Genomic DNA, 26,499 nt, shown 5'->3' with positions numbered 1-26,499 from the left:
CCACGAAGTCCGCCCCGCCCTCCAGGGCGACGCCCAGCGTGTCCAGTGTGGTCAGTCCGCAGATCTTGATCTTGGTGGTCATCCCTCGACCTGCGCGTCCGATCCCGCAGGCGTCAAGAGCTTCAACCCAGGCTCTCGGGCGTCGTGAAGATCGAGGCGACCTCATCCGCCGTCGCCAGCCGCCACTGACCGGGCGCCAGATCGGCGGGCACGACCAGTCCGCCCAGCCGTTCGCGATGCAGGGTCTCGACGTGGTTGCCGGCGGCCGCGAACATCCGGCGCACCTGATGATAGCGCCCCTCCGTCACCGTCAGCAGGGCCTCGGTCGGCGACACCACCTCCAGCACCGCCGGCGCCAACGGCTTGTCCTCGCCCTCCAGCACCAGTTCGCCCGAGGCGAACAGCGCACCTTCCGTGCCCGTCAGAGGCCGCGCCAGACCCGCCCGGTAAACCTTGGCCACATGGCGTTTGGGCGAAATCACCCGGTGCAGCAGATCGCCGTCGTCGGTCAGCAGCAGCAGGCCCGTCGTCTGCTTGTCCAGCCGTCCGATGGTCGAGATGGCGGGATCGCGCGCCCGCCACCGTCCCGGCAGGATGTCATAGACCAGCGCCCCCTCTTCCTTGTGTGAGCAGGTCATGCCCAGCGGCTTGTTCAGCAGGATCACCAGCCCCTGCACGGGGTCCAGCGGCTCGCCGTCGATCTCCATTCGCGTGGGCAGGTCCGGCGTCACCGCAATGCGTTTGGACACGTCCGTCAGGTCCGCCCCGTCCAGCACGATGCCGCCCGCCTTGGCCATCCGCGCCATTTCGGCGCGTGATCCATAGCCCATCGAGCCCAGCAGACGATCGACCCTCGACGTCGGGGTTTTCTTCATGCGCTACCGCCCTTCGGACTGCTTGAGCGCGGTCACTTCACCGCCTCGAACAGCTTGTAGCCGCCCGCCTCGGCGACCAGCCGCACCCGTTTGAACGCCGCGTTCAGCTCGGCCTCATAGGGCAGGTGCCGGTTGGCGACGACCCAGGCGACGCCGCCCTTTTTGAGCAACTCGGCCGCCTTGCGGATAAAGGCCTGACCCAACCGCCGGTCCTCGGCCCCACCGTCGTGGAAGGGCGGATTGCTGACGACGAAATCCTTGTCGCCCTTGGCCTCCAGGGTGCGGGCGTCCGACCACCAGACCTTGGCGCGGTCGTCCTCGATGTTGCGGCGAGCGGCCTGGATGGCGCGGCGATCCAGATCGACCATCTTCAGCTTGGTCACGGCGGGTGAGCGCAGCACCACGATCGACAGCGCGCCATAGCCGCAGCCCAGATCGACCCCCTCGCCCTTCATCGCCGGCAGATGTTCGGCCAGCAGCGCCGAACCCGGATCGATCCGGTCCCAGGCGAACACGCCGGGCTGCGACCAGGCTTCCAGTCCTGGCACGATCTGCGGCCCGCCCGCCGCAATGGCCTCGCCCAGCCCCTCGACCGTTTCGGGTCGAATGACGATGCAGCGGCGATGGTGCGCCTTGGCGGTCTCGGCGACCTCGAGGCCGAACGTCTTCAGTTCCTTGCCCAGGCGCGAGCCGCCCTTGTCCTTGGGCGCCATGACGTCCAGCCGTCCGCCGACCTTCAGCGCCTTCAACGCCAGGGCCAGCACATAGCGCCGCTCCAGCACGCCGGGCGGGGCGTAGATCGTGACGCTGTCGGCCGAGCCAGGGTCCTGCGCCTGCAGCGCCGCCGAGTCCGGGATCAGAGGCGAGGTCTGGATCGCATCGCCGGGCGGATCGAAGACGACCGGCGGCCGGCCATACAGAAGCGTGGTCATGGTCTCAGAACCCCGCCTGCAACAGCGCCAACCCTACGACCCCGACCACGATCCGCCACCAGGCGAAGATGCCGAAGCCGCGCTTGGACACGAAATCCAGCAGGAACCGCACCACCGCCAGGGCCGAGATGAAGGCCACGACGAAGCCCACGACAATCAGGCCGATGTCGCTGAAATCCAGCGTCTTGTGGTTCTTCAGCAGGTCATAGGCCACCGCCGCCCCCATGGTGGGCAAGGCCAGAAAGAAGCTGAACTCAGCCGCCGACCGCTTGTCGGTCTTCAGCAGCAGTCCGCCCGCGATGGTGGCGCCGGACCGCGACACGCCGGGGATCATGGCCAGGCACTGGAACAGGCCGATCAGAAAATAGATGCGCATCGGATAGGCCTCGGCGTCCAGCCACTTGGGCGTCTTGTCCATCCGGTCAAGCAGCAGCAGGATCACGCCGCCGACGATCAGGGCGATGCACACCACCTGCGGCGTCTCGAACAGCACCGTCTTGATGAAGTCATAGGCCAGGAAACCGATCACGACAGCCGGCGCGAAGGCGACCAGCAGCCCGATCAGGAACCGGCGCGCCTCGGCGTCGAAGGGCCAGCGCGTCGCCAGGATCCACAGCTTTTTGAAATAAACGCTGACGATGGCCAGCAATGCGCCCAGCTGGATCACGATCTCGAAGGTCTTGCCCGCGCTTTCGAAGCCCATGAAGTGGCCCAGCAGCAGCATATGGCCGGTCGACGAGACCGGAATGAACTCGGTCAGCCCCTCGACCAGACCCAGAATAATGGCGGCAAGCCAGTCCGACATGAGACCCTCGAAAACCAATGCGCCCGGAACGCGCCGCGCCCGGATGCCTTCCCCCTAGAGCATGATCGTTTCTGACGGAACGACCCGTTTGGGCCAGCGGTTGGCTTTCAGCCACGATTGCGCGAGAAGAAGCCGACAATGACGACGCCCGCCCCCGCTCCCGCCTCGCTTGACGACGCCCATCTGGCCACGCGCCGCATCACCCGACTGTCGGTCGGGGTCGCGGTGGTGCTGATCGCGATGAAGGCCTTTGCGCTGGGCGCCTCAGGATCGGTCTCCATCCTGGCGACCCTGGCGGATTCTGTTCTGGATCTGGCGGCGTCCCTGACCACCTTCTTCGCCGTGCGCTGGGCCGCCGCGCCGGCTGACGAGGACCATCGCTATGGCCATGGCAAGGGCGAGGCCCTGTCGGCATTGGTCCAGGCCGGGCTGGTTTTCGCCTCGGCCATCTTCATCGCCTGGGAGGGGGTTCAGCGCATCTTCGACCCCCGTCCCGTAACCGCCGGCGGGTGGGCCAGCGGGATCGTGGTCGCCACCATCGTCATCACGGCCTGGCTGGTGTGGATGCAGACCCAGGCCTTGAAGAAGACCGGCTCCGTCGCCGTCGCCGGCGACCGCGCCCACTATGCGGCGGACCTCGCCGCCAACGTCGTGGTGCTGATCGGCGTGATTTCGGGCGCCTTCCTGGGCGCGCCGGGACTGGATGCGGCCGCCGGCATCGTCGTCGCCGTCTGGCTGTTCTGGGGCGCGACCGGCATGTTGAAGGCCGCCGCCGATCACTTGCTGGACCGCGCCGTGCCCGAGGCCGACCGCGCCGCCATCACCAAGGCCGTCCTGGCCGATCCCCAGGTCTTCGGCGTGCACCAGCTGCGCACTCGCATGTCCGGTCAGGTGATGATGGTCCAGATGCATGTCGACCTGGACGCGCACCAGACGCTGGACGCAGCCCACGCCATTGTCGTCGCCGCCGAGAACCGGGTGATGGCCCAGTATCCCGCCGCCGACATCCTGATCCACGCCGACCCGCGCGGCCACGCCCGTCCGCAGCCCGCGATCCCGGCTGCGGCTCCCGCCGAGCCGCAAGCCGCCCCCGCGCCGACCGGTCCCGCACCCAAGGGGCCGTGGTCCTGATGCGGTAAACGCCGATTTAACGGGTCCGGGCGCATCACCCTTAGATGGCCGACCCTTGCGTTCTCTTCCACTTCGCCTTCCAGCCCGCCTCGCGCGCCGCGCGACTGGCGCTGGGAGAGGCGCGGATCGAATGGACCGACACGCCGGTTCGTCCGTGGGAGGACGATTGCCCGGTCAACGACTTCAATCCGTCCGGCCTGCCGCCGGTGATCCAGACGATGGATCGCGGTCGTCCGCTGGTGCTGTGCGAACTGCCTGCCATCCTGGGCTGGATCGAGGATCAGCAGAAGGGGCCGCTGCTGCTGCCCGCCGACCTCGCCGAACGGGCCGAGGCGCGTCGCCTGACCGGCTGGTTCGAGCGCCGCTTCATGGACGAGGTCGACGCCGTGCTGCTGCACGAGCGGATGGAAAAACCGCTGCTCAAGCTGGGTCCGCCCGAAGCCCGCGCCCTGCGCGACGGGCGCGACGCCCTGAAATCCCACCTCGCCATGCTGGAAAACCTCATAGCCGCGCGCGACTGGCTGGCCGGCCGCCGCCTGTCACAGGCCGACCTGATCGCCGCCGCCCACCTGTCGGTGCTGGACTATTTCGGCGAGATCCAGTGGAAGACCTGGCCCGGACTGAAGACCTGGTACTCCAAGCTCAAGTCCCGCCCCTGCTTCCGCCCCCTGCTCGCCGACCGCTTCGTCGGCGTGCCGCCATCGGCCTGGTACGCGGATCTGGATTTCTGAGGCGATAGCGCAAATCTTTTCCCCTCCCCGTCCGGGGAGGGTGACCGAACGAAGCGAGGTCGGATGGGGGCGGCAAGGCGACGTCCCACGATCTGTCTCCATTTCAAGCACGTGCGGCCCAGCCGGGCCGCCCCCACCCCGTCGCTGCGCGACGACCCTCCCCGGACGGGGAGGGAGAAGCTTGTCCCCTTTGCGTCGAGCGGTGAAGAAAATACGTGCTATCCCCCGCCCCGTGTCCGACCGCCTGAAAACCTTCATCCGCCAGCGCGCGGCCGAGCTGGGCTTCGATGTCTGCCGGTTCGCCTCGGCGGCCGACGCCTGGCCGGCGGGCGAGCGGCTGCGGCGTTTCGTGGACGAGGGCCGGCATGGCGCCATGGAATGGATGGAGACGACGCTGGATCGCCGCCAGCATCCGACCGCCATGTGGGGCGAGGCCAGGACCGCCATCGTCCTGGGCATGAACTACGGCCCTGAGCAGAACCCGCTGGATCAGCTGGCTGACCGTTCGGCCGGCTACATCTCGGTCTATGCGCGCGGCGACGACTATCACGAGGTTATCAAAGGCCGCCTGAAACAGCTGGCCGGCCAGATCGCCGCCCGCAACGGCGCGGACATCAAGGTCTTCGTCGACACCGCCCCCCTGATGGAAAAGCCGTTGGCCCAGCGCGCCGGCCTGGGTTGGCAGGGCAAGCACACCAATCTGCTCAGCCGCACCCACGGCAATTGGCTGTTCCTTGGGACCATCCTGACCGCCGCCGAGATCGCGCCGGACACGGCCGAGACCGAACACTGCGGCCGCTGCACCGCCTGTCTCGACGCCTGCCCGACGAACGCCTTCCCCGCCCCGTTCCAGCTCGACGCCCGGCGCTGCCTGTCCTACCTGACCATCGAGTTCGCGGGCCCTTGGCCGGTCGAGTTCCGCACCCTGACCGGATCGCGCATCTATGGCTGCGACGACTGTCTGGCGGTCTGCCCGTGGAACAAGTTCGCCCAGGAAGCGCGCGAAATCCGTCTGGCGCCCCGCCCGGCCTTTGAAAGCCCGCGCCTGCATGACCTGCTGGCGCTGGACGACGCCGCCTTCCGCGCCCTGTTCACCAAGAGCCCGGTCAAGCGGATCGGCCGCGACCGCTTCCTCAGAAACGTCCTCTACGCCGTCGGCAACTCGGACGACGCCTCCCTGATCGCCCCGACGAAAGCCCTGCTGGCCGACCCCTCGCCCCTGGTGCGCGGCGCCGCCGTCTGGGCCCTGTCGCAGTTGATGCCGGCCGACGCGTTCGCGACCCTGGCCAAGGCGACGACCGAGACCGACCCCGCAGTCATGACCGAATGGCGGAGCGCTTGAAGTCTCCGTCCCGCTTCGCAGCGAGAGGCGGATTGCGTGAGGGTCACCCCATGGCCGTGCCGTCGCCCGATCCGCCGCCAGGCACCTTGGCCACGTCGAGCAGTTTCAGGCGAAAGATCAGCACCGAGTTGGCGGGGATCTTGGGATTGCCCTGCTCGCCATAACCCAACTCGGGCGGAACATAGAGCAGCCATTCGTCGCCGACGCGCATCTTCTGCAGCGCCTCGGTCCAGCCCTTGACGACCTCCTCGGGCGTGAACACCGCCGGCGCGCCCCGCGCGAACGAGCTGTCGAACACGCTATTGTCGACCAGCTTGCCCTCGTAATCGACCTTGACCAGGTCGTTGCGGTCCGGGCTGACGCCGCCGGCCGGTCCCGCCTGCACCACCTTGTATTGCAGGCCGCTGGGCAGGGTCTGAACGCCCTCCTCCTTGGCGTTCTTGGCCATGAAGGCGGCCGCCTCGGCCTTGCCCGCGTTCGGATCGACCGGCGCGGCTTGGCCGCAGCCCGACAGCAAGAAGGCCGCGACGATTGCCGCCTTACCCCATCCGAAGTTCATAGCCGCGTTCCTTCAAGGCCTCGCCGATCTCGTCGGCGTGGGCGCTATCGCGCGTTTCGACCATGATGTCGAACTCGGCGCCTTTGGCCGGCACGTCCAGCGCCAGACGGTTGTGGACCACGTCGATGATGTTGCCGCCCAGGCCGCCGATCACCGCCGCCATGGCCGACAACATGCCCGGCCGGTCGTCGCCCAGGATGCGATAGACGATCAATCGCCGCTCACGGACCATTTCGCGGTTCAAGACGACCGCCAGCATCCGCGCATCGATGTTGCCGCCGCACAGCTCCAGCCCGACCTTCATCCCCTTGAACCGGTCGGGATAGGCCAGAAGCGCCGCCAGACCGCCCGCGCCGGCGCCCTCGGACACCGTCTTCTCATAGGTGACATAGGTGGCGACGGCCCGTTCGAAGTCGGCTTCCTCGCAGACGAAGACCTCGTCCACCAACGGGTCGGCCAAGGCGAAGGGAATGTCGCCAACCGCCTTGATGGCGATGCCCTCGGCGATGGTCTGGCCGGTACAGACCGGCGGCTGGCCCGCCCGCTTGGCGGTGAAGGACGGGTAGCGGGCGGCCTCGACGCCGAAGACCTTGATATCCGGCTTCATCGCCTTGGCCGCGATGGCGCAGCCCGCGATCAGCCCGCCGCCGCCGATGGGGATGATCAAGGCCTCGACCTCGGGCGCGTCCTCCAGAAGCTCGATCGCGCAGACGCCTTGGCCCGCCACGATGCCTTCGTCGTCGAAGGCCGAGACGAAGACATAGCCCTTGTCGGCCTCCAGCCGTTTGGCCGCCTCGGTCGAACCGGTGAAGTCCAGCCCCTCGATCACCACGGTCGCGCCGTGCGAGCGGGTGCCGTTGATCTTGGCGAAGGGCGTGCCCTCGGGCATCACGATGGTCACCGGCACGCCAAGCCGTCCGCCGTGATAGGCCAGGGCCTGGGCATGGTTGCCGGCGCTGGCGGCCACCACGCCGCGCTTCATCTCCTCGGGACTCAGCATCAGCAGCCGGTTCAGGGCCCCGCGCTCCTTGAAGCTGCCGGTGAATTGCAGATTGTCGAACTTCACCCAGACCTCGGCCCCCGTCAGCTGCGACAGCTTTCTGGAATAGCGGGTCGGGGTGCGGTCAACCGCGCCCGCGATCCGGGTGCGCGCGGCTTGGATATCGGCGAAGGTGACGGTCATGCGGGGCGTTTCCGAGCTGTCGCGCCTCGACGAATGGGCGCGTTGTCGGGCCTGTTTCGCGCGTTGTCGGGTCCGGGTCCAGAGGGGGAATCTTGAGCGTGGAAGTCGCCCGGCCTGTCGTGCGATAGTGGGCCTCGGTCGTCCGCGCGACCGCAACGAACACCGGAGGAAGCCCTATGTCGAACCGTCCCCTCGCCGCGACCGGCCTCGCCCTGGCGCTCGGCGCCGCCGCCCTTTCGGCCTGTGCGCCCACGACCGGCGGCGGTCTGCCCTATGCCGCCCCGGCCGCCTTCAACGAGCGCGACTTCGGCTGGTCCCAGATGCCGGGCCGCAACAGCATTCAGGGCCAGATCGCCTTCGCCCGCGACGGCAAGGCCTTCGATTGCGTCGGCAATGTCGGTCTGACGCCGGACACCCCCTACACCCGCGCGCGCTTTCGCACCCTGTACGGCTCGACCCAGCGCGCGGCCGTGCCCGCCGCCGTCGTCCGCGCCCGCACCGTCGCCGACGCCAACGCCGACTATCGCACCTATGTCCGCGACACGCGCTGCGAGAATAGCCGCTTCCGCTTCGACGGCCTACCCGATGGCGGCTGGTTCCTGATCGTGCCGGTCACCTCGGGCGATGCGCCCCTAGTGCTGATGCAGTCGGTGCAGACGCGCGGCGGCCGGGTCGTCTCCGTCACCCTGTGACCCGCGCGCCCCTTTCTCACGAAGATGCGACCCCGGTAACGCGGATCGCCATCTTCTGACCACGAGCGCCCCGGACTGATCGCTGCTTCTGTGCGAGAGTTCGGGGAGCTTTTTTCTTGTCCCAACACAATATCATAGGATCCGAGGCCTTTACGCGAGGGCCGTCGGTCATCATCCGCCAATACAAGGCGGGCGGCATGCGGCGTCGCCGGTCCAAGACGATCGCCACCTTCATCGCCGGCGCGGGCGCCATGCTGGTGGTGGGCGCCGTCGCCCTCGCCGCCGTCTATGGCCCCGCCTTGGCGGGCGGCTGACATTGCAGGCTGGCCGTCAGGCCAGCCACACCATCATGCGCGTATCGGCCTCGGCCCGACGCGCCCGGCTCCACGCCCGGCGCGTCTCGCCGGTGTAGAGGAAGCCCGCCTTTTCCAGCACGCGGCCAGAGGCCGGATTGTCGGCGAAATGGCCAGCGACCAGCGCCCGGCGCTTCCACTTTCGGCTGGCCCAGACCAGGGCGGCGTCCAGCGCCTCGGTGGCGAAGCCCCGACCCCAGTATTCACGCCCGATCCAATAGCCGGTTTCCGGCACCCGATCCTCGCCCTCGAACAGGCCGATGACACCAATGGGCCCCACGTCCTCATGATCGATGACGAAGGTGTTGGCTCGCCTGGGATCCTGTGAAGCCACCTGCAGCACGAAGTCGTCGGCGTCGCGCATCTGAAACGGATGCGGCATCCGCTTGGTCATACGCGCGATGTCCAGGTCGTTGGCCAGGGCGGCGATGCGCGGCGCATCCTGGGGCGCGGGCGCGCGCAGGATCAGGCGCCGGGTCTCGACGACAGGAGAGGTTTCGATGACGCACATGGGCGTTGCCTCGGATTGTCGACCATCTCCTTGAAGGGCTCGGACGGTCTTCGAGGCGGGGAAACGCAAACGGGGAGCCTGGTGATCCAGACTCCCCGCGGATTATCATCCCTGGTCCGGATCGGCTGCTGGCAGGAGCAACGCGATCCGGGAAGGTCCAGACTGCGTTACTCGGCGGCCATCGCCTGAGCGGCGTCGTCATTGGCCGCGAGGATCGACACGTAACAACGGCCGCCACGTTTGGTGGTGAATTTCACAGCGCCGTTCGTCAGGGCGAACAGAGTGTGGTCGCGGCCCATGCCCATGTTCTCACCGGCGTGGAAGGTGGTGCCGCGTTGGCGCACGATGATGTTGCCGGCAAGCACGCGCTCGCCGCCATACTTCTTCACGCCAAGGCGCTTCGACTCGGAGTCGCGACCGTTACGCGACGAACCACCGGATTTCTTGTGAGCCATCTTGCCGCTCCTTACTTTCTTGGTGCGCTACCGGCCTTTCGGCCTACTTGAGCGCGTCCGTAACTTAGGTCTGGCGCCGAGGCGCCGGTGAATGTCTTAGGCTTCGTCGCCGGCGGCTTCAGCCTTGGCCGCGGCCTTCTTCTTGGCCGCGGCCTTCTTGGCGGGAGCCGAGCTCTCGACCACGACGCCCTTGACCTCGGCGCCGTCCACGTCGGTCACGACCGTCTCGGTCGAACCCAGCGAGGAGGTGGCGTCACGAGCGGCCAGGTTGCGAGCGCGCAGGTTGATCTCGGCCTTGGTGGTCAGATCGACCTTGCCGTCCCACTTGGCGGTCTCGCCGGCGCCTTCGATGCCGGTGATGCGCAGGACCGATTCCATCTGGCGATGGCCGTTCGTGCGGCGATAGCCCTGGCGACGGGTCTTCTTGAAGATCTTGATCTTCTCACCCTTTCGGGTCTCGACCAGGGTCGCGCCGACGAAGGCGCCGTCGATCAGGGGAGCGCCCAGGGTCACGCCCTTGTCGCCGCCCAGCATCAGGACGCTGTCGAACTTCAGCTCAGCGCCGGCGTCGCCGTCGAGCTTTTCGACGACGATGGTGTCGCCCGGTTGGACCCGGTACTGCTTGCCGCCGGTCTTGATCACCGCGTACATGTTGAAGCCTCAGCGCAAACGCAAAAAAAGATACGCCCCCGGAGAGGGCCCCGGCGGCGAAGAGCGGCGACATATACGGAAGGGTGTCGGAGAGTCAACGCCGAACCGGGCGGAAATTCAGCCCCGGACGGATTATCCCCGCTGTCGCCGCGCCTTGAACTCAGTCCAGGGCGCAGATGTCCGGCAGGCCCCTCAGCGTCCCGGCGTGGTCCAGGCCATAGCCGACCAGAAAGCGGTTCGGCGCCTCCCAGCCGACGAAGTCCGGCTCGGGCGCGCGGGGCTTGGGCCAGGGCTTCCTGGCGAAGACGCAGGTCAGGACTTCGGACGCGCCGGCGTCCTTGGCGATGCGCACGGCCTCGGCCAGCGACAGGCCGGTGTCGAACACGTCGTCCAGTATAAGGACGCGGCGGCCCGCGATCGGGCGCTGGAACGGCGCATAGACGTCGATCCGGCCCCGGCTGGTCTGCTCGTCGCCGTAGGAGGCCAGCCACAGGGCGTCGAAACGGACGTTGCGGCCGACGCGCGACAGGGCGCGGGTCAGGTCGGCGGCGAACCACAGGCCGCCGGTCAGCAGCACGGCGGCGACCGTATCGTCGTCGATGACGGGCGCGATGCGCTGGGCCAGGTCGGCGACGATGCGCGCCACCTCGGCCTCGGACAGAAGAACGGTCGGCGTCGGGGAGGGATCAGCCATGATGCGAGGCCGATACCGCCTCACCATGCCCCTTGTCCACAGCCCCGACCGGTCGCGCGTCGATCGGCGCGGCCGTGTTCGGCGCCTCGGCGCCGGGCGCCGTCGCCGAGCGCAGCCCCTGCGAGGTTTCGGCGGCAGGCTGCACTGCATGCGCGGGCGCGGCCTTCGCCTCATGTCCGCCGTGTTCAACTGGGGGTTTGGCAGGCGAAGGGCTGGCCGGCGTGAAGTCGACGCCGATCCCGGCCCCGTGGCCGCCCGGATCGGGGATCAGGGCGGCGAAGCCCTGGACCTTGCCCGGTAGGACCGGCGCCGCGTCGATCTTTACGATCTTGAACCCGACCTCGGCGCCGGCGGCGTCCAGCAGGGCCACGCGAATCGGCGGCGAGACGATCTCGACGTCCCGCACATTGCGGATGGCGCCGGACACCACGACCATGCCGGGATGGTTCGGCGCAGCCTTGGCCGTCAGGGCCTCGAAATCCAGCCCGACCGGATTGACCGGCGCGCCGAAGAATTTGTAGGCCGAAGCCGCCCGAGGGAAGGCCTGGACGATCTCGACGCGGAACAGGAATGCCGAAACGATCAGGCCGATGAAGACGCTGGCCAGACCCGCCCAGATCACGCCCTGGGTGGCGGCGCGACGCAGCTTCTTTTGGCGATCGGCGCGGGCGCGGAACGCCCGGGGCAGCTCCGGTGCCGGCGTTTCGGCCAGGCTGGAGGCGGTCGGCGCCGGATCGGGTTCGGGCGGGGTTGCAGGCGTGGCGGCGGCGACCGCCGGGTCGGGCGTCAAGGTCAGTTCCAGCGGCTCGTCGGGTGTCGCGCGCCAGACTTCGCCGCACGATTGGCAGCGCACCTTGCGGCCTTCGGAGCCTATGGCTTCGTCACGAATGAAATAGCTGGTGGCGCAGGCGGGGCAGGTCAGTATCATGTGGCTGACTGCGAGGCTGTCGCCCCCTCCCGTAAGGCGCGACGCCGCGCCCTGTTCCTGAAACACATACCATGCCGTCCTCACCCGCCGAACCCGCCGCTATGACCGAGACCGTTCGCCTGTCTGGCGTCGGCTTCGGCTATGTCGGCGCGCCCGACGTGCTGCGGGACGTTAACCTCATTTTGCCGCGCGGCTCTTTCCACTTTCTTACCGGGCCGTCCGGGGCCGGAAAGTCTTCGCTGCTGCGTCTGCTGACGCTGGCGGACCAACCCCGAACGGGAACCCTCCGCCTGTTCGGATCGGATGTCACGCGCATCGATCGTCGCGACATCCCGGCCTTTCGGCGGCGGATGGGCGTGATGTTCCAGGACTTCCGCCTGCTGGATCATCTGCCGGCCTTCGACAACGTCGCCCTGCCCCTGCGCCTCGCGGGCGGATCCGAGGCCGAGTACGCCGAAGACGTGCGCGAGATGCTGAAATGGGTGGGCCTGGGTCGCCGGATGGAAGCCCGTCCCCCCGCCCTGTCCGGCGGTGAGAAGCAGCGGTTGGCCATCGCCCGCGCCGTCATCACCCGCCCCGGCCTGATTGTTGCTGACGAACCGACCGGCAGCGTGGACGCCGTCATGGCCGACAAGCTGCTGCGTCTGTTCCAGTCGCTGAACAAACTGGGCGCCACCGTCCTGATCGCCAGCCATGACGAGGCCTTGGCCCAGCGGTCGGGCGCGCGCGTCTTGAGGCTGGAGGCCGGACGGCTCAGCGAACCCTCGCGGGCCGCCGCATGATCCGCCTGTCCGACTTCAGCCTCTCCAGCCGCCGGCCTGGCCTGCTGCCGCCCGCCGCGGCCGGCGAGCCGTGGCTGATGACCGTCATCGCCGTCCTGTGCTTTTTAGCCTGCCTCGCCGCCGTCGCCGCCTCCGCCGCCGACCGCGCCGCGCACGGCTGGGCCCGACAGCTGGGCGCGGAGGCCACCGTGCAGGTCCGCCCCCGCGTCGGCGAAACCGGCGACACCGCTGCCGCCCGCGCGGCCGAGACCCTATCGGGCGTCGATGGGGTGGAGGAGGCCGCCGCCCTGAGCCGCAAGGCGGCCGAGGACCTGCTGCGCCCCTGGCTCGGCGACGCAGTCCTGCCCGATCTGCCCCTGCCTCATCTGGTGACCGTGCGGTTGAACCGCGACGCCCCCGCCAGCGCCGTCACCCTGAGCCGCGCCCTGGCAGAGGCCGGGCTGGACGCTACGGTGGACGATCACAGCCTGTGGCGCGGCGAGGTCGAGCGGTCCGCCGGCCTGATCACGGCCCTGGCCGGCGCCGCCTTCCTGGCCGTCGCCTTCGCTGCGGCCGCCACCATCGCCTATGCGACCCGGGCGGGGTTGGCGGCGGGTCAAGGCGTGATCGAGACCCTGAGCCTGAACGGCGCGACCGACGGGACCATCGCCTGGCTGTTCCAGCGGCGGTTCGGCCTGATGGCGGCCGGCGCGGGCGCGATCGGCGCCGGGCTGGCGGCGGTCCTTCTGATCCTCCTGCGGTTCATCGGCGGATCGGGCGGCCTGACGGCGGCCCTGCCCATCAGCTGGAGCGACCTGGCGTTGCTCTCGCCTTGCCCGCTGCTGGCGGCTACGGTTGCGGTTCTCGCGGCGAGATTCGCCGCCATGCGAATGCTGGCTTCAGGACGGCCGACAGAGGGAGGGGGCGCATGAGACTGTTGAGCGTCATCTTCATCGCCGGTCTGATCTGGCTGGTCGGCCTGTTCGCATTCGCCCACCGGGTGCGCGAACTGACGCCGGCCGACGACCCTGCCCGCGCTGACGCCATCGTGGCCCTGACCGGTCCGTCGTCCGAGCGGGTCAACACCGCCATCCGCCTGTTGGAACAGGGCAAGGGCGAACGGGTGCTGATCTCCGGCGTCAATCGCGAGGTGCGCCGTCAGGAGCTGCGCGAGCTGACCCCCGGCTCCAGCCGCCTGTTCAACTGCTGCGTCGATCTTGGTTTCGAGGCCGAGGACACCGTCGGCAACGCCCAGGAGATCGCCGCCTGGAGCCGCGCCAAGGGTTATCGCAGCCTGATCGTCGTGACCTCAGATTATCATATGCCGCGATCGCTGGTCGAAATCCGGGGCCAGCTGCCGGGCGTGAAACTGACGCCCTACGTCATCTCCACCCCGTCGCTGGACAATGCGCGCTGGTGGCGGGCGGCGGTGACCGCGCGTCGGATGACGCTGGAATATATGAAATACCTCGCCGTCCTGGGCCGTGAGGGCGTGCGCCGCATCACCCGCGACCGGCCCGCCGCCGTACAGGCCGAGAGCGAAACCGCCCCTGACGAAAAGGCCGCGTCCTAAGTGAACACCCTGCGTTCCCTGATTTTCACCGCCTGGCTCTATTTGTCGATGCCGATCATCGCCATCGGCCTGTCGCCGGTCCTGCTGCTGCCGCACCGCTATGTGCAGGGCGTGTGCAAGCTGTGGGCGAAGATCGTCCTGTTCGGCCTGCGCTGGATCGCGGGGGTCAAGGTCGAGGTGCGCGGTCTGGAGCACGCCCCGTCCGGCGCCGCCCTAATCGCGTCCAAACACCAGGGGATGCTGGACATCGTGGCCCTGCTGGCCGTCCTGCCCGACGCCTGTTTCGTGATGAAGAAGGAGCTGATGCCCCTGCCCTTCTTCGGCTGGTTCGCCTGGAAGGCCAAGATGATCGCCGTGGATCGCGCGGGCCACGCCAAGGCGCTGAAGGACATGACGCGACAGGCGCGCGATCGCCTGTCCGAAGGCCGCCAGATCGTCATCTTCCCCGAGGGCACGCGCAACGATCCGGGCGTGCCTGGCGACTACAAGCCCGGCGTCGCCGCCATCTATCGCGATCTGGAAGGCCCCTGCTGGCCCGTCGCCACCAACTCCGGCGTCCACTGGCCGGCTCATGGTTTCCGCCGGTATCCCGGCACGGTCGTTTTCGAATTCCTTGAGCCGATTCCGGCCCAGCTGAAGCGCGGCGCGATGATGGCGTTGCTGGAAAGTCGCATAGAGACGGCGTCATTGGCGCTGCTGGAGCCAAAGGCCCAGCTTGCGCATTCTGAACCGGCCTGACCTCCCCGCTCGGGCGCCATTCATGGAAACGCCCGATGCTTCGCCCCCTTCTGCTCACCGTCGCCTTCGCCGCTGTCGCCGGCTCCGCCCTGGCCCAGTCGCAACCGTATGAGCAGATCAGGCCCGCCCCCCAGAACTGGACCGTCGATCTCGGCGCGGGCGTCCTTTATCGCAACGACTCCAACGGTGACACGGGTTCCAAGACGACGGTCGCCCCGTGGGTCTCGGCCAACTATCGCGACCTGGTCTATCTGAACCCGATCGACGGCCTGGGCTGGAACGCGATCAAGACCGACGACTTCCGCGCCGGCCTGCAACTGCGCCCGCGCTTCTCCGCCGATGACATCGAAGGCCTGACGCTGGATCGTCCGGGCTTCGGCGCCGACCTGGCCGCCTACGCCTACAAGCGTCTGCCCGGCAATGTGGTGGTCGGCGGCCGGATCAGCCGCGACGTGTCCGACGTCAGCGAGGGCACGGAATACTATGCCTCCGTCGGCCATCAGCGCGTGACGCCCGTCGGCCTGCTGAACGCCTCGGTCTATGTGCGTGGCGGCGATTCCAAACTGGCCGACGCCTACTATGGCGTCAGCACCGCCGAGGCGGCCGCCAACGGCATCAGCGCCTATTCCCCCGGCGGCGGGCTTCAGGGTGCGGGCGCCAGCCTGGTCCTGCTGGTCCCGGTCGGCGACAAATGGGGCGCCGGGGCCTTGCTCAACTACGAACGCCGCCTCGGCGACGTGGCCGACAGCCCCCTGTCGCAAAGCGACGACGCCGTGCGCACCGGCGTCTTCATCGCCCGTCGCTTCGGCGGCTGATAGCAGGGCGGCGGCTGCGAATGCGGCCGCCGCTTCTTGCCTGTTGATCAGGTGGCCGCAAACTCGCTCAGCGCGTCGATCACGGCGCGGTTCTGGTCTTCGGTGCCGATGGTGATGCGCAGGGCCTGCGGCAGGCCGTAGCCGCCGACCGGGCGCACGATGATGCCCTTGGTGTTCAGATAGTCGTTGGCGGCGGCGGCGCGGTCGGCGCTATCGAACAGCACCAGCACGAAGTTGCCGGCGCTGGGCAGGACGTTCAGCCCAAAGCCGCGCAGGGCCTGGGTCAGGCGCGGCTTCCAGTTCGAGATCAGATCGCGCGACGCCGTCTGGTGCGCCTCATCCGACAGCGCGGCCGTCGCGGCCTCAAGCCCCGGCACAGAGACGTTGAACGGCAGGCGGATGCGGTCGATGGCCTCGGCGACCTTCAGCGGCGCATAGCCGAAACCGATGCGCAAACCGCCCAGGCCGTGGATCTTGGAGAAGGTGCGGGTGACGACGATGTTCTCGGCGTCCTTGGCCAGCGGGAAGGCGGTTTCCCAGTCGGCCTCGGTCACATATTCCGCATAGGCCTCGTCCACGACCAGGATGATGTGGGCCGGCAGGGCGGCGTGCAGGCGACGAATTTCCTCGCCCGTATTGTAGCTGCCGGTCGGGTTGGACGGATTGGAGACATAGACGATCTTGGTGCGGGCATCGACCTTGGCCAGGAGCGCATCGACCTCGGCCTTGAAGTTCGGCTCGGGCGCCAGCTTGACCTGGGCTTCGCAACCCAAAGCGCTGATGCGGTAGGCGAGAAAGCCGTACTGGCCGCAGACAATGTTGTCGCCCGCCGTCAGATAGGTCTGGTTCAACAGGGCGAAGACCTCGTCCGAGCCGTTGCCGAAGATCAGCCGCTCGGGCTCCAACCCGTGCAGTTCCGACACCGCGTTCCGCAGCTTGGTCGCCCGGCCGTCGGGATAGATGTGGATATTCTTGACCGCCGCCTCATAGGCCGCACGCGCCTTTTCGCCCGCGCCCAGCATGTTCTCGTTGGAGGACAGCTTCATCGGCTCGGCGACGCCGGCGATGGACGACTTGCCGCCGACATAGGGGGCGATGTCGAGGATGCCGGGCTTGGGGGCAGGGCCGTGTGGCGCGGTCGCGTCGGTCATGGAAAGCCTTGATCTCAGAAGATGGGGGCGGCGCCGATCACGCCGCTCATTCGTCCGGGCGCGCTCTTCAGCCGCCCGTCGTCGACCTGCACATAGCCCGTCAGCATGAACAGCTTCAACCCGCCCGCCGCCGCCAGCGGATCGGCGACCAGTCCCGCGTCGCCCAGGGCGTCCACGATCTTGGTCTCGGACCAGCCGCTGTCGGTGACCCAGAAGCTGCGGTCGTCGCCCGTGGGGCCGGACATGTCTTTGGACACGACGAAGGCCTGTGGCCTTCCGCGCCGGTCGTCCGGCAGGGCGGCGACGATCTTTAGTTCGGGCCGCGCCAGCAGGCGGCCCCACCACGGCCGGTCGGGCGAAAGGTCGATCACGGCGCGCGAGCCCGCCTCGGCCGCCTTCAACGCCTCGTCGGCGGACAGGGGCCGCGACCGCAGGCCATAGCGGTCCGTGGCCAGGGCCTGGGCCACGCCGCCGCAGGCGACCAGCGCGGGTCCGGTCGCCACCTCGATCCGGCCCCACACCGCCTTGACCGCCGCAGCCTCATCGGCCGAGGCGCCGTCCAGCAGTTGACGCAGGGCGATGGCCGAAGCGTCGGCCCGGTCGCGCGGACCGGCGGCGACCCGCGCCCGCACCGCCTCGACCAAGGCGCGATCCAGCGCCAGCAGGGCGTCGTCGGCTTCGGGTTCGTCCAGCAGCGCCATCAGAACAGCTTGGGCGCCGGGGCCAGCGGGAAGGGGCCGAGCCAGGTGCGGCCGTCGCGGAAGACCAGCGTCAGCGGCAGCTGCTCCTGTCCGGTCGCCTCGGCCGCGCCCGCTGCTGCGGCGGCCCCGGCCGCGCCGATCCGGTTGACCGGCCCCTGACGCGTCGCCATCAGGCCGGCCAGGGCGGGCAGAGGCTTTTGCGCCTGAAGCTGGACCTGACCGGTCAGCCGGCCGTTCGCATCGGCTCTCAACACGTCGCTGGAGAGGGTCGCACGGCTGTCGCCCGCCTGCAGATCGCCGCGCACATTGCGGAACGTCCCGCCCGCCTTTGTCCAGGCGGAGAAGACACCCGCCGCATCGCCGCCGGTCTTCAGCAGGCTCGCCTGGCCGATCTCGGCCTCCAGCTGGGTCGTCAGGCGGCCGTCCTGGGCGAAGCCTTCGACGGGGCCGTCCGCCCTCCCCTGCCCGTCCACCAGACGAAACATGACATCGACGTCGTCGGTCGGCGCGGTCGAGCCCTCCAGATGCGGCCGAGCATAGAATTCGATCCGCGCGGCGCGGGCGATGGGGAAGGGTTCGGCGCCGGTCTGAGCCGTGAAGACCGGATTGACCATCTCCAGCGCCAGGTTGGGCCAGCGCTGATCGATGCCGCTGGCGCTCATGCGGATGGCGTCGCCCTTGACCGCGACCTCACCCTTGCCGGCGCGGGTCAGCATCAGGCCTTGCGGAGCCACCACGACCCATTTGGTCGGCTGATAGGCGTTGGCCTCTGCGGTCAGTTTGGTCGCCTTGATCGCATGGCCCGACGGCGCCTGAACGATCAGGTTCGTCAACGCCACATGGGTGCGAAACGGCCAGCCGTTGATGGATTTGTCGGCGAAGCGGATATCCCAGCCGTCCTGACGCAGGGTCTGGACCTGGGCCTCCAGCCGCGTATTGATCTGGCGCGTCAGGAAGATCCACCATCCGGTCCAGGCCGCCAGCGTGATCAGCGCCAGGATGAAGGGCGCATACAGGCCGTTGCGGCTGTGTCGCTTGGTCGTCGAGGCGTCGGTCATGCCGGACCTATAGCGCGCCGCACCCCGCCCTTCTAGGCGGTCAGGTCGGCCAGCACCGCCTTCGCCGCCCGCCGCGCATCCTCCGGCGCCAGGCCCAGCAGAAGCCCCCGCTGACCGCCGTTGATCAGGACCTGATCGAACAGGATCGCGGTTTCGTCCATCGCGGTCGGCACGGCCTTTCGCTGGCCGAACGGGCTGACCCCGCCGACCTTGTAGCCGGTCAGCCGTTCGGCGTCGGCCGGCTTCATCATCTGGGCCGACTTAGCCCCCAGCACCGCCGCCAGCTTCTTCATGCTGACCTCGCAGTCTGACGGCACGATGACGCAGGCCGGAGCGCCATCGACCAGGACCATCAGGGTCTTGAACACCTGCTCGGGCGCCACGCCCAACGCCTCGGCGGCCTGCAATCCCACGCGCGGCGCTTCGGGATCATAGTCGTAGGGAAACAGAGCGAAGGTGACGCCGGCCTTGGTCAGGGCGACGGTCGCGGGCGTGGTCTTGGACATCCTACGTCGTCTCGGGGTTCAGGAAACTGCGGGTCAGCTCGACCGCATCGGCCAGGCCCATGCGCTGAACCTCGGTCCCGGGCGGCAGGCTGGCGAAGAGGCGGGTGGGGGTGGCGGCGTCCAGCATCAGGAAGACCCCCTTGTCGTCGCCACGCCGGATCAGCCGGCCGAACGCCTGGGCGATGCGGGCGCGGGCCAGGGCATCGTCATAACCCTTGCCCCCCAACCGCTCGCGCCTCGCCTTGTGCAGCAAATCCGGCCGAGGCCAAGGCACGCGGTCGAAGGCGAGCACCCGCAGCGACCGTCCTGGCACGTCCACCCCGTCGCGCACGGCGTCGGTGCCCAACAGGCAGGAATTTTCCTCGACCCTGAACATATCCACCAGCGCCCCGACCTCCAGCGGATCGACGTGCTGGGCGTAGAGCGGCACGCCCGACTTCGCCAGGTCCGGCCCCAGCCGCTCATAGACCGCCTTCAATCGGCGAATGGCGGTGAACAGGCCCAGCCCCCCGCCGCCCGCCGCCAGGAACAGTTCGCGCATCGCCGCCGCCGTCTGGCGCGGATCGTCCTTGACCAGGTCGTTGACGACGATGACCCGGCTGTTGGCGGCATAGTCGAACGGGCTTTCGACCTTCAGGGTGCGGGGCGGCTCGATCAAACGCGCCGAGCCGGTCCGCATCCGCGCCAGGTCGAACGGGTCTTCCTGCAAGGGATCGGACAGGGTGGCGGAGGTCACCAGCACCCCGTGCGACGGCACGATCACGGCTGCCTCCAGCGGAACGGTCGGGTCGATCCAGTGGCGACGCAGGGCTACGTCGTGGATGCGGCCGAACGCGGTCTCGGCCGACAGCCAATCGACGAAATCAGGATCGGGCTGATCGCTCCCATCCTCCAGCGCCGCCAGCATCGAGCGCCAGCCCGGCAAGGTCATGCGCGCGCGCCGATCCAGCCCGCGCAGCGCCCCTTCGATGCGCGACCGCTGCGACCCGTCCAGCTCGGCCGCCTCGTCATCGAGGATGTCTTCCAAATGTCGCGACAGGGCCAGCAGCGGCGCCTCTATGGCGGCCAGGGCCTGGGCCGCCGCGCGGGCCGTTTCGGCGACCGGATCGGTTACCGGCTTCAGCGCGCACTCCATGCCGAACTCGGGCCCGCCGTACGGATTGGTCTCCGCCGTGCGGGCGCGCAGCTGGTCCAAGGCTGCGGCCAGGAAGGCTTCGATCGGGCCGATCGGATTGACCTCGCCCGAGGCCGGCGCGACGCGGCCCGAGACGCCTTCGCCCGGCAGGGCGGCGGAGGCGCGAATGGCGTCCTGCAGCGCCTTCATCGCCGCCTCATTGTCGTTGACCATGTCGCCCAGCCGCAGCTCCAGCCCGCGACCGCGACGCCCCCGCCCCTCCGGCCCCCGGATCCAGCGGCGCAGCTCGGCCGCCTCCTGCCCCGACAAGCAGGCGGAAAAGGCGCTGTCGGCGGCGTCGAACAGGTGGTGGCCCTCATCGAAGACGATCCGCTTCAGCGCCGCCGTCTCACCATCCTGCTTCTGGCCCCGCGCCGAGCGCGCGCCGTCGAACGCCGCCTGGGTCAAAACGAGGGCGTGGTTGGCGATGACCAGGTCCGCGCGGCGGCTGGCGCGGATGGTCTTTTCGACGAAGCAGGTGCGGTAGTGCGGGCAGGCGGCGTGGACGCACTCGCCGCGCCGATCCACCAGATTGGCCGCCCCCGCCGCATGGGCCGCCGGCATGGCGAACAGGCCGGGCAGCCAGCCCGGAAAGTCCCCGCCCGTCATGTCGCCGTCGCGCGTATGCAGGGCCCAACGCCCGGCCAGCGCCAAGCCGATCAGGTCGCCATTCCCCAGCTGGGCCGCCTGCACCATGTCCTGCAGATTAAGGACGCACAGATAGTTCTCGCGCCCCTTGCGGATCACCGCCTTCTTCTTGCGCTCGGCCGGATCGGGCCACAGCGAATGGCTTTCACGGTCGATCTGGCGTTGCAGCGCGCGGGTATAGGTCGAGATCCACGCAGCTCCCTGGTTCCGCTCGGCCCACAGGGAGGCAGGCGCCAGATAGCCCAGGGTCTTGCCCGTGCCGGTCCCCGCCTCGGCCAGCAGCATGCGGGGCCGCCCCTCTTCATTCCTCGGCGAAAAAGCAAAGGCGGCTTCGGCGGCGTAATCCGATTGGGTCGGCCGCGTTTCGTCCAGGCCCGAGGCCTGAAGCAGCTTCTCCAGCCGGATGCGGGCGCTCTCGCTGTCGACCGGCGCCGATCCCGCCTCGCCGCGCGGCGCCTCGTCCTCCCATTCGGTCAGCCGCGACCAGACATCCATCCCCGACCCGCGATGCTGGCGCGCCCGTACGCCGCCGGCCTCCAGCGCCTGAACCACCCGCTCGCCCCAGGCCCAGCCCGCCCGCTGCATCGTCAGGGCCAGGACATAGGCCGCCTCGCGCTCAGCATAGGCCGGATCGGCCAGTTCGCGCAGCAGCAGTCCCGCCGCCTCTCTCAGGGCCTCCGCCTGTTCCTCCGCCGACTTCGGCTCGGCTGAACCCAGCGACAGCGCCAACCCCGTCGGCGACGGCGCACAGAAGCGCGCCGGCCGCACGAAGGCGTAAAGCTCCAGCACATCCATCAGATCAGTCGATCGCGGCGGCGGCGTCAGCCCCAGCCGGCGCGCCGTCAGCGACGCATGCGCCACCATCACCGGGCCGGTGCTGAAGAACCCCTCGGCCGCCCCGCGTCCGATCTTCCGGGCCCCCGCCTCGTCGCACACCGCCCCTGCGCCCGGCGGCGTGGCGAGCGCTGGCGGCAAGTCCGCCCACGGCTGGGCGCCGGTCAGGCGGATTTCGGAAAGGACGGATTCGTCGGACACGTCCGATAGATAGCGAGCCTGGGGCTGAAACGGAACGGGAACATGCTATATCCCGTTCGTGACGACCGCCGCCGCTCCCGCAACGCTTCCGCCCCTGTTCGCCGACTGGTTCGCATCGCGCGGCTGGTCGCCCCGGCGGCATCAGCTGGAGATGGTCGCGGCGGGTCAGGCCGGCAGCCACGCCCTGCTGGTCGCGCCGACTGGCGGGGGCAAGACGCTGGCGGGGTTTCTGCCCAGTCTGATCGACCTGGCCGAGCGCGGACCGAAGCCGACGACCGGGCCGGGGTCGGGGGTGCATACGCTTTATCTGTCGCCGCTGAAGGCCCTGACGACGGACGTCGAGCGCAATCTGATGACGCCGATCCGCGAGATCGGGCTGAACATCCATGTCGAGACGCGCACCGGCGACACCAAACAGTCCAAACGCCAGCGACAACGCGACTTTCCGCCTGATATCCTGCTGACCACGCCCGAGCAGCTGGCCCTGTTCTGCGCCTGGGAAGGCGCCCGGTCCTATTTCGCCGACCTGAGATGCGTGGTGCTGGACGAGGTGCACGCGATCTGGAGCGGCAAGCGCGGGGACCTGCTGTCTCTGGGTCTGGGGCGGTTGCAGAGCTTCGCACCCGAAATGCGCCGGGTAGGGTTGAGCGCGACCATCGAGGATCCCGATCTGATCCGGGGATGGCTCAGTCCCTCGCCCGGCGTCGCCGATGTGGCCCTCGTCAAAGGCGACCCCGGCGCGCCGGCGGTCATCGACGTGCTGATCTCCGAGGGCAAGGTGCCCTGGGCCGGCCACACGGGCCAGCACGCCATCCCGGAGGTCTACGCCGCCATCCAGCGTTCGACCCTGGCGCTGATCTTCGTCAACACCCGCTGGCAGTCGGAGTTTGTGTTCCAGCAGCTGTGGGCCATCAACGACGAGAACCTGCCCATAGGCCTGCACCACGGCTCGCTCGCCGCCGAACAACGGCGCAAGATCGAGGCGGCCATGGCGCGCGGCGATCTCAGGGCCGTGGTCTGCACCTCGACGCTGGATCTGGGCATCGACTGGGGCGACGTGGATCTGGTCATCCAGATGGCGGCGCCCAAGGGCTCCAGCCGCCTGGTCCAGCGGATCGGCCGCGCCAACCACCGGCTGGACGAGCCGTCGCGCGCGCTTCTGGTGCCCGCCAGCCGGTTCGAGATGCTGGAGTGCCAGGCGGCGCGCGAGGCGGTCGCCGACAACGCCTTCGACTGGGAGCCGGTCCATATCGGCACGCTCGACACCCTGGCCCAGCACATCATGGGCGTCGCCTGTTCCGAGCCGTTCGACATGCAGGTCTTGTATGACGAGATCACCGGCTGCGGCCCCTATCGCGCCCTGACGTGGGAGCAGTTCGAGGAGGTGGTCGATTTCGTCGCCACCGGCGGCTATGCGCTGCGCACCTACGACCGGTTCGCCCGGATCGTGCGCACGCCGGATGGCCGCTGGAAGGTCCGCAACCAGCACATCGCCCAGCGCCACCGCATGAACGTCGGCGCCATCGTCTCGGCCGGAACGCTGAACGTCCGCGTCGCCAGCCGTCGCGGCGGCGCCTCGCGCCAGCTGATCGGCGGCCGCAAGGTGGGCGAGGCCGAGGAGTGGTATTTCGAACAGCTGACGCCCGGCGACACCTTCCAGTTCGCCGGCCAGACCTGGGCGTTTCAGGGCATCACCGGGACCGACGCCCTGGTCACCCACGCCAATGACAGCGACCCCAAGATTCCGTCATGGGGCGGATCGAAGTTTCCGCTGTCCACGTCGCTGGCCGACCGGGTGCGCACCATGATCCATGACCGCGACCACTGGCGTGTCCTGCCGCCCGACGTGCAGGAATGGCTGGAGTTGCAAGAGACCCGCTCGGTCATTCCCGACGCCGAGTCCATGCTGGTCGAAACCTTCCCGCGCGGCAGCCGGCATTTCCTGGTGGCCTATCCGTTCGAGGGCAATCTGGCCCACACCACCCTGTGCATGCTGCTGACCCGGCGGCTGGACCGGATGGGCGTCGGGCCTCTGGGCTTTGTCGTGACCGACTATTCGCTGGCGATCTGGTCGATCAAGCCGATGGACACAATTGACCTGGACGCCCTGTTCCAGCCGGACATGCTGGGCGACGATCTGGAAGCCTGGCTGGAGGAAAGCTTCATGATGAAGCGGTCCTTCCGCAATTGCGCCCTGATCTCGGGCTTGATCGAACGCCGCCAGCCCGGCGCCGAAAAGACCGGCCGGCAGGTGACCTTCTCCACCGACCTGATCTACGACGTGCTGCGCCGCCACCAACCCGACCATCTGCTGCTGAAGACCGCCCGCGCCGACGCCGCATCCGGCCTGCTGGACGTGGCGCGCCTGGGCCAGATGCTGACCCGCATCGAGGGACGCATCCGCCACCAACCCCTGAACCGCGCCTCGCCCTTCTGCGTGCCCGTTCTGGTTCAGATCGGACGCGAGCGGGTCAGCGGGGACGCCGCCGAAATGATCCTGGACGAAAGCGCCGACCTGCTGATCGCCGAAGTCATGGATGACGCCGAGCCAGAAGCGGCCGCATGAACGCCGCCCTGCGCCAGACCCTGTCCCCGGCCCGCAAGACATGCGGTTCGCTGAGCGTGCGGATCGCGGGCGAGGCCTGTGTGCTGCGCTGTTCCGGAGCGATGTGGGTTCCGACCCACGGCGCCCTGATCGTCGCGGACCTGCATCTGGAAAAGGGGTCAGCCTTCGCCGTGCGCGGCCAGCTTCTGCCGCCCTATGACAGCCGCGCCACGCTGGACAGGCTGGAAGCCGAGATCGTCGAACTGGACCCGGCCATGGTCGTGCTGCTGGGCGACAGCTTCCATGACACCAAGGCCATTCCCCGCATGGCGGCCGACGACCGGGCGCGGCTGGACGGGCTGGCGGCGGGGCGCGACTGGCTGTGGCTGGAGGGCAATCACGACCGCGAGGCGCTCGCTCGCGATGCGGACACGGCGTCCCGCCTGCCCGGCCGGGTCGTCGGCGACATGATGCTCGGCGCGCTGCGTCTGACCCACGAACCGGAGGCGCTGAGCGCCGACGACGATCGTCGTGGAGAGGTCGCGGGCCACCTTCACCCCGCCGCCAAGGTCGCCGCCTATGGACGCGGCGTGCGCCGTCCTTGCTTCGTCACCGACGGATCGCGCATCGTCCTGCCGGCCTTCGGCGCCTTCACCGGCGGGTTGAACGTGCGCGATCCCGCCATCGCCGACCTGTTCGCCGCCCCGCCCATGGCAGCCGCCCTGGGACGCGACCGGGTCCACGCCCTGGATTGGGCGATCCTGCGATAGTCTGTTCGTAAAGCGTTCAGCACGTCGCTTCACCGCATCTTGGCGGACAGCGATGCAGGATGACGGCGGATCAAGGTCACGGACACCCGCCTCATGCTCACGCCCCGTCGCATCGTCATGGCCGCCCGCCTCGGCTTCGCCCTGGCGGCCTTGGGCATGGCCGTCCTGATGCTGGGGCCCTTTCAGGGTCTGGAACAGGTCTTCGGCCTGAACGACAAGGCCGCCCACGTCATCGCCTTCTATGGCGTGGCCAACGGCCTGTTCCTGATCGCGCCGAACCAGCGCCGCGACGACCTGGCCCTCTATGTCATCGCCGCCGCCTTCGGGGCGGAACTGCTTCAGGCCCTGACCGGCCGCAGCGTCTCCGTCATCGATTTCCTGGCGGGCGCGGCCGGCGTCGCCGCCGCCTGGGTGCCGGGACGAATCGAACAGTTGCGCCAAGCCTTCCGCCGCCATCCGGACATGACTCTGGCCGAGATCGACCGTCTGGATCGCCGGCTGCGCCGTCGCCGCGTCGAAACCAGCCGCCCGAGCGTCGCCGTCCTGCGCCCCTAGGGCTCCAGCTCGATGTCCCAATAGAGGTAGTCCAGCCAGCTCTGGTGCAGATAATGCGGCGGGAAGCGTCGGCCGGCGTCCTGAAGCTGCCAGGCGTTGGGGCGATAGGGTTCGCGGCGGATCGGCATCATGGCCTGGCGCGGCGTTCGTCCGCCCTTGGCCAGATTGCAGGGGCTGCAGGCCGCGACGATATTGTCCCAGGTCGTGCGTCCGCCCTGTGAGCGCGGGATGACGTGGTCGAAGGTCAACTCAGCCGACTGACCGCAGTACTGACAGGCGAAGCCGTCGCGCAGGAAGACGTTGAAGCGGGTGAAGGCGGGGCTGCGGTCCTGATCTACATAGCTGCGCAGCGCAATCACGCTGGGAAGCTGCATCTCCATCGACGGCGAGCGGACGACCTTGTCATACAGGGACACCACGTCCACGCGGTCCTGATAGACCGCCTTGACCGCCTCCTCCCACGGCCACAGCGACAACGGATAGTAGGACAGCGGCCGGAAGTCGGCGTTCAACACCAAGGCGGGGAAGCCGGAGGGCGGTCGATGGAGAACCTGCATCAGGCCCTCCCGCGCGGACGGGGGGATTTTGAGGCGACAGAGGTGAGGACACGTCTCCTTCCCTAGTCTT

29 protein-coding genes are annotated in these 26,499 nt (G+C 68.7%); 13 read left to right on the top strand and 16 right to left on the bottom strand.

Going from position 1 to position 26,499, the window contains the following annotated elements; all coding sequences use genetic code 11:
- Window positions 1-122 precede the first annotated feature (122 nt).
- From GGC30_RS04720 to GGC30_RS04710, 3 genes are read right to left on the bottom strand one after another with little or no spacing between them, the layout of a single operon-like run.
- Window positions 123-875, bottom strand: a complete 753-nt coding sequence (locus tag GGC30_RS04720) for a pseudouridine synthase (protein ID WP_153922913.1) — start codon at window positions 873-875, stop codon at window positions 123-125.
- A 32-nt stretch (window positions 876-907) separates the two neighbouring features.
- Entirely contained in the window at window positions 908-1,807 is a 900-nt protein-coding gene (locus tag GGC30_RS04715) for a class I SAM-dependent methyltransferase (protein WP_153922912.1), read from the bottom strand.
- Between the two features lie 4 nt (window positions 1,808-1,811).
- On the bottom strand, window positions 1,812-2,612 hold the full coding sequence (locus GGC30_RS04710) for an undecaprenyl-diphosphate phosphatase (RefSeq protein ID WP_055807764.1): 801 nt from the start codon (window positions 2,610-2,612) through the stop codon (window positions 1,812-1,814).
- A 138-nt stretch (window positions 2,613-2,750) separates the two neighbouring features.
- Here GGC30_RS04710 and GGC30_RS04705 point away from each other — a divergent pair, with 138 nt between their 5' ends.
- From GGC30_RS04705 to queG, 3 genes are all read left to right on the top strand, one after another.
- Window positions 2,751-3,743, top strand: coding sequence for a cation diffusion facilitator family transporter (locus GGC30_RS04705; protein WP_153922911.1), 993 nt, complete (start codon window positions 2,751-2,753; stop codon window positions 3,741-3,743).
- Between the two features lie 44 nt (window positions 3,744-3,787).
- Entirely contained in the window at window positions 3,788-4,474 is a 687-nt protein-coding gene (locus tag GGC30_RS04700; RefSeq protein WP_153922910.1) for a glutathione S-transferase family protein, read from the top strand.
- A 232-nt stretch (window positions 4,475-4,706) separates the two neighbouring features.
- Complete coding sequence (gene queG / locus GGC30_RS04695) at window positions 4,707-5,816, top strand: tRNA epoxyqueuosine(34) reductase QueG (protein ID WP_370451879.1); 1,110 nt, start codon at window positions 4,707-4,709, stop codon at window positions 5,814-5,816.
- A 43-nt stretch (window positions 5,817-5,859) separates the two neighbouring features.
- On the opposite strand, the gene GGC30_RS04690 is transcribed toward queG, so the two are convergent.
- Both GGC30_RS04690 and GGC30_RS04685 read right to left on the bottom strand, forming a co-directional pair.
- Window positions 5,860-6,375: an FKBP-type peptidyl-prolyl cis-trans isomerase gene (locus GGC30_RS04690; protein WP_153922909.1), complete on the bottom strand. Its 516-nt coding sequence runs from the start codon at window positions 6,373-6,375 to the stop codon at window positions 5,860-5,862.
- On the bottom strand, window positions 6,356-7,558 hold the full coding sequence (locus GGC30_RS04685) for a threonine ammonia-lyase (protein WP_153922908.1): 1,203 nt from the start codon (window positions 7,556-7,558) through the stop codon (window positions 6,356-6,358). Before GGC30_RS04685 ends, GGC30_RS04690 begins: the two co-directional genes overlap by 20 nt.
- Window positions 7,559-7,734: 176 nt before the next feature.
- On the opposite strand from GGC30_RS04685, the gene GGC30_RS04680 reads away from it, so the two are divergent.
- Both GGC30_RS04680 and GGC30_RS04675 read left to right on the top strand, forming a co-directional pair.
- Entirely contained in the window at window positions 7,735-8,250 is a 516-nt protein-coding gene (locus tag GGC30_RS04680) for a hypothetical protein (protein ID WP_017506422.1), read from the top strand.
- Window positions 8,251-8,366: 116 nt separating this feature from the next.
- On the top strand, window positions 8,367-8,564 hold the full coding sequence (locus tag GGC30_RS04675) for a hypothetical protein (protein WP_153922907.1): 198 nt from the start codon (window positions 8,367-8,369) through the stop codon (window positions 8,562-8,564).
- A gap of 16 nt (window positions 8,565-8,580) precedes the next feature.
- On the opposite strand, the gene GGC30_RS04670 is transcribed toward GGC30_RS04675, so the two are convergent.
- The 5 genes from GGC30_RS04670 to GGC30_RS04650 form a co-directional block, all read right to left on the bottom strand.
- Entirely contained in the window at window positions 8,581-9,114 is a 534-nt protein-coding gene (locus tag GGC30_RS04670; RefSeq protein WP_045810625.1) for a GNAT family N-acetyltransferase, read from the bottom strand.
- A 167-nt stretch (window positions 9,115-9,281) separates the two neighbouring features.
- A complete protein-coding gene (rpmA, locus tag GGC30_RS04665; RefSeq protein WP_039244031.1) occupies window positions 9,282-9,569 on the bottom strand; it encodes a 50S ribosomal protein L27 in 288 nt (95 codons plus the stop codon).
- A gap of 96 nt (window positions 9,570-9,665) precedes the next feature.
- Window positions 9,666-10,220 (bottom strand): 50S ribosomal protein L21, encoded by a 555-nt coding sequence (gene rplU, locus GGC30_RS04660; RefSeq protein WP_153922906.1) that lies wholly within the window; start codon window positions 10,218-10,220, stop codon window positions 9,666-9,668.
- A gap of 160 nt (window positions 10,221-10,380) precedes the next feature.
- Window positions 10,381-10,914 carry a phosphoribosyltransferase gene (locus GGC30_RS04655; protein ID WP_055754434.1) on the bottom strand — a complete coding sequence of 178 codons (534 nt, stop codon included), beginning with the start codon at window positions 10,912-10,914 and terminating at the stop codon, window positions 10,381-10,383.
- Window positions 10,907-11,842: an MJ0042-type zinc finger domain-containing protein gene (locus tag GGC30_RS04650; RefSeq protein WP_153922905.1), complete on the bottom strand. Its 936-nt coding sequence runs from the start codon at window positions 11,840-11,842 to the stop codon at window positions 10,907-10,909. Before GGC30_RS04650 ends, GGC30_RS04655 begins: the two co-directional genes overlap by 8 nt.
- A gap of 71 nt (window positions 11,843-11,913) precedes the next feature.
- Between GGC30_RS04650 and GGC30_RS04645 the strand changes: the two genes are divergently transcribed.
- From GGC30_RS04645 to GGC30_RS04625, 5 genes are read left to right on the top strand one after another with little or no spacing between them, the layout of a single operon-like run.
- The gene (locus GGC30_RS04645) at window positions 11,914-12,624 is read left to right on the top strand and encodes a cell division ATP-binding protein FtsE (protein ID WP_153922904.1); all 711 of its coding nucleotides are present in this window, start codon (window positions 11,914-11,916) and stop codon (window positions 12,622-12,624) included.
- Complete coding sequence (locus GGC30_RS04640) at window positions 12,621-13,535, top strand: ABC transporter permease (RefSeq protein ID WP_153922903.1); 915 nt, start codon at window positions 12,621-12,623, stop codon at window positions 13,533-13,535. The genes GGC30_RS04645 and GGC30_RS04640 overlap by 4 nt, the downstream gene beginning before the upstream one ends.
- The gene (locus GGC30_RS04635) at window positions 13,532-14,176 is read left to right on the top strand and encodes a YdcF family protein (protein ID WP_153922902.1); all 645 of its coding nucleotides are present in this window, start codon (window positions 13,532-13,534) and stop codon (window positions 14,174-14,176) included. The genes GGC30_RS04640 and GGC30_RS04635 overlap by 4 nt, the downstream gene beginning before the upstream one ends.
- Window positions 14,177-14,914 carry a 1-acyl-sn-glycerol-3-phosphate acyltransferase gene (locus GGC30_RS04630; protein ID WP_066552743.1) on the top strand — a complete coding sequence of 246 codons (738 nt, stop codon included), beginning with the start codon at window positions 14,177-14,179 and terminating at the stop codon, window positions 14,912-14,914.
- A gap of 35 nt (window positions 14,915-14,949) precedes the next feature.
- Window positions 14,950-15,729, top strand: a complete 780-nt coding sequence (locus GGC30_RS04625; RefSeq protein WP_153922901.1) for a MipA/OmpV family protein — start codon at window positions 14,950-14,952, stop codon at window positions 15,727-15,729.
- Window positions 15,730-15,776: 47 nt separating this feature from the next.
- Here GGC30_RS04625 and hisC read toward each other — a convergent pair whose 3' ends face one another.
- From hisC to GGC30_RS04600, 5 genes are read right to left on the bottom strand one after another with little or no spacing between them, the layout of a single operon-like run.
- Window positions 15,777-16,880 (bottom strand): histidinol-phosphate transaminase, encoded by a 1,104-nt coding sequence (gene hisC, locus GGC30_RS04620; RefSeq protein ID WP_153922900.1) that lies wholly within the window; start codon window positions 16,878-16,880, stop codon window positions 15,777-15,779.
- Between the two features lie 14 nt (window positions 16,881-16,894).
- Window positions 16,895-17,581, bottom strand: coding sequence for a hypothetical protein (locus tag GGC30_RS04615; RefSeq protein WP_153922899.1), 687 nt, complete (start codon window positions 17,579-17,581; stop codon window positions 16,895-16,897).
- Window positions 17,581-18,639: a DUF2125 domain-containing protein gene (locus tag GGC30_RS04610; protein ID WP_153922898.1), complete on the bottom strand. Its 1,059-nt coding sequence runs from the start codon at window positions 18,637-18,639 to the stop codon at window positions 17,581-17,583. Before GGC30_RS04610 ends, GGC30_RS04615 begins: the two co-directional genes overlap by 1 nt.
- 32 nt (window positions 18,640-18,671) lie before the next feature.
- Window positions 18,672-19,145, bottom strand: coding sequence for a Cys-tRNA(Pro) deacylase (gene ybaK / locus GGC30_RS04605; RefSeq protein ID WP_153922897.1), 474 nt, complete (start codon window positions 19,143-19,145; stop codon window positions 18,672-18,674).
- 1 nt (window position 19,146) lies between these two features.
- Window positions 19,147-22,002, bottom strand: a complete 2,856-nt coding sequence (locus GGC30_RS04600; RefSeq protein WP_370451878.1) for an ATP-dependent DNA helicase — start codon at window positions 22,000-22,002, stop codon at window positions 19,147-19,149.
- Window positions 22,003-22,060: 58 nt separating this feature from the next.
- On the opposite strand from GGC30_RS04600, the gene GGC30_RS04595 reads away from it, so the two are divergent.
- The 3 genes from GGC30_RS04595 (at window position 22,061) to GGC30_RS04585 (ending at window position 25,872) form a co-directional block, all read left to right on the top strand.
- Complete coding sequence (locus tag GGC30_RS04595; RefSeq protein ID WP_370451877.1) at window positions 22,061-24,568, top strand: ligase-associated DNA damage response DEXH box helicase; 2,508 nt, start codon at window positions 22,061-22,063, stop codon at window positions 24,566-24,568.
- Window positions 24,565-25,317, top strand: a complete 753-nt coding sequence (pdeM, locus tag GGC30_RS04590) for a ligase-associated DNA damage response endonuclease PdeM (protein ID WP_153922896.1) — start codon at window positions 24,565-24,567, stop codon at window positions 25,315-25,317. Before GGC30_RS04595 ends, pdeM begins: the two co-directional genes overlap by 4 nt.
- Window positions 25,318-25,410: 93 nt before the next feature.
- Window positions 25,411-25,872 (top strand): hypothetical protein, encoded by a 462-nt coding sequence (locus GGC30_RS04585; protein ID WP_153922895.1) that lies wholly within the window; start codon window positions 25,411-25,413, stop codon window positions 25,870-25,872.
- Here GGC30_RS04585 and GGC30_RS04580 read toward each other — a convergent pair.
- Entirely contained in the window at window positions 25,869-26,429 is a 561-nt protein-coding gene (locus GGC30_RS04580) for an HNH endonuclease (protein ID WP_026108602.1), read from the bottom strand. The two genes, GGC30_RS04585 and GGC30_RS04580, sit on opposite strands and share 4 nt — an antisense overlap.
- Window positions 26,430-26,499: the final 70 nt, after the last annotated feature.

The organism is Brevundimonas sp. SPF441, from assembly GCF_009661015.1.
Classification (GTDB): Bacteria; Pseudomonadota; Alphaproteobacteria; order Caulobacterales; family Caulobacteraceae; genus Brevundimonas; species Brevundimonas vesicularis.
The sequence above is the reverse complement of the archived record's forward strand: the minus strand, read 5'-3'. Positions and strand labels throughout refer to the sequence as shown.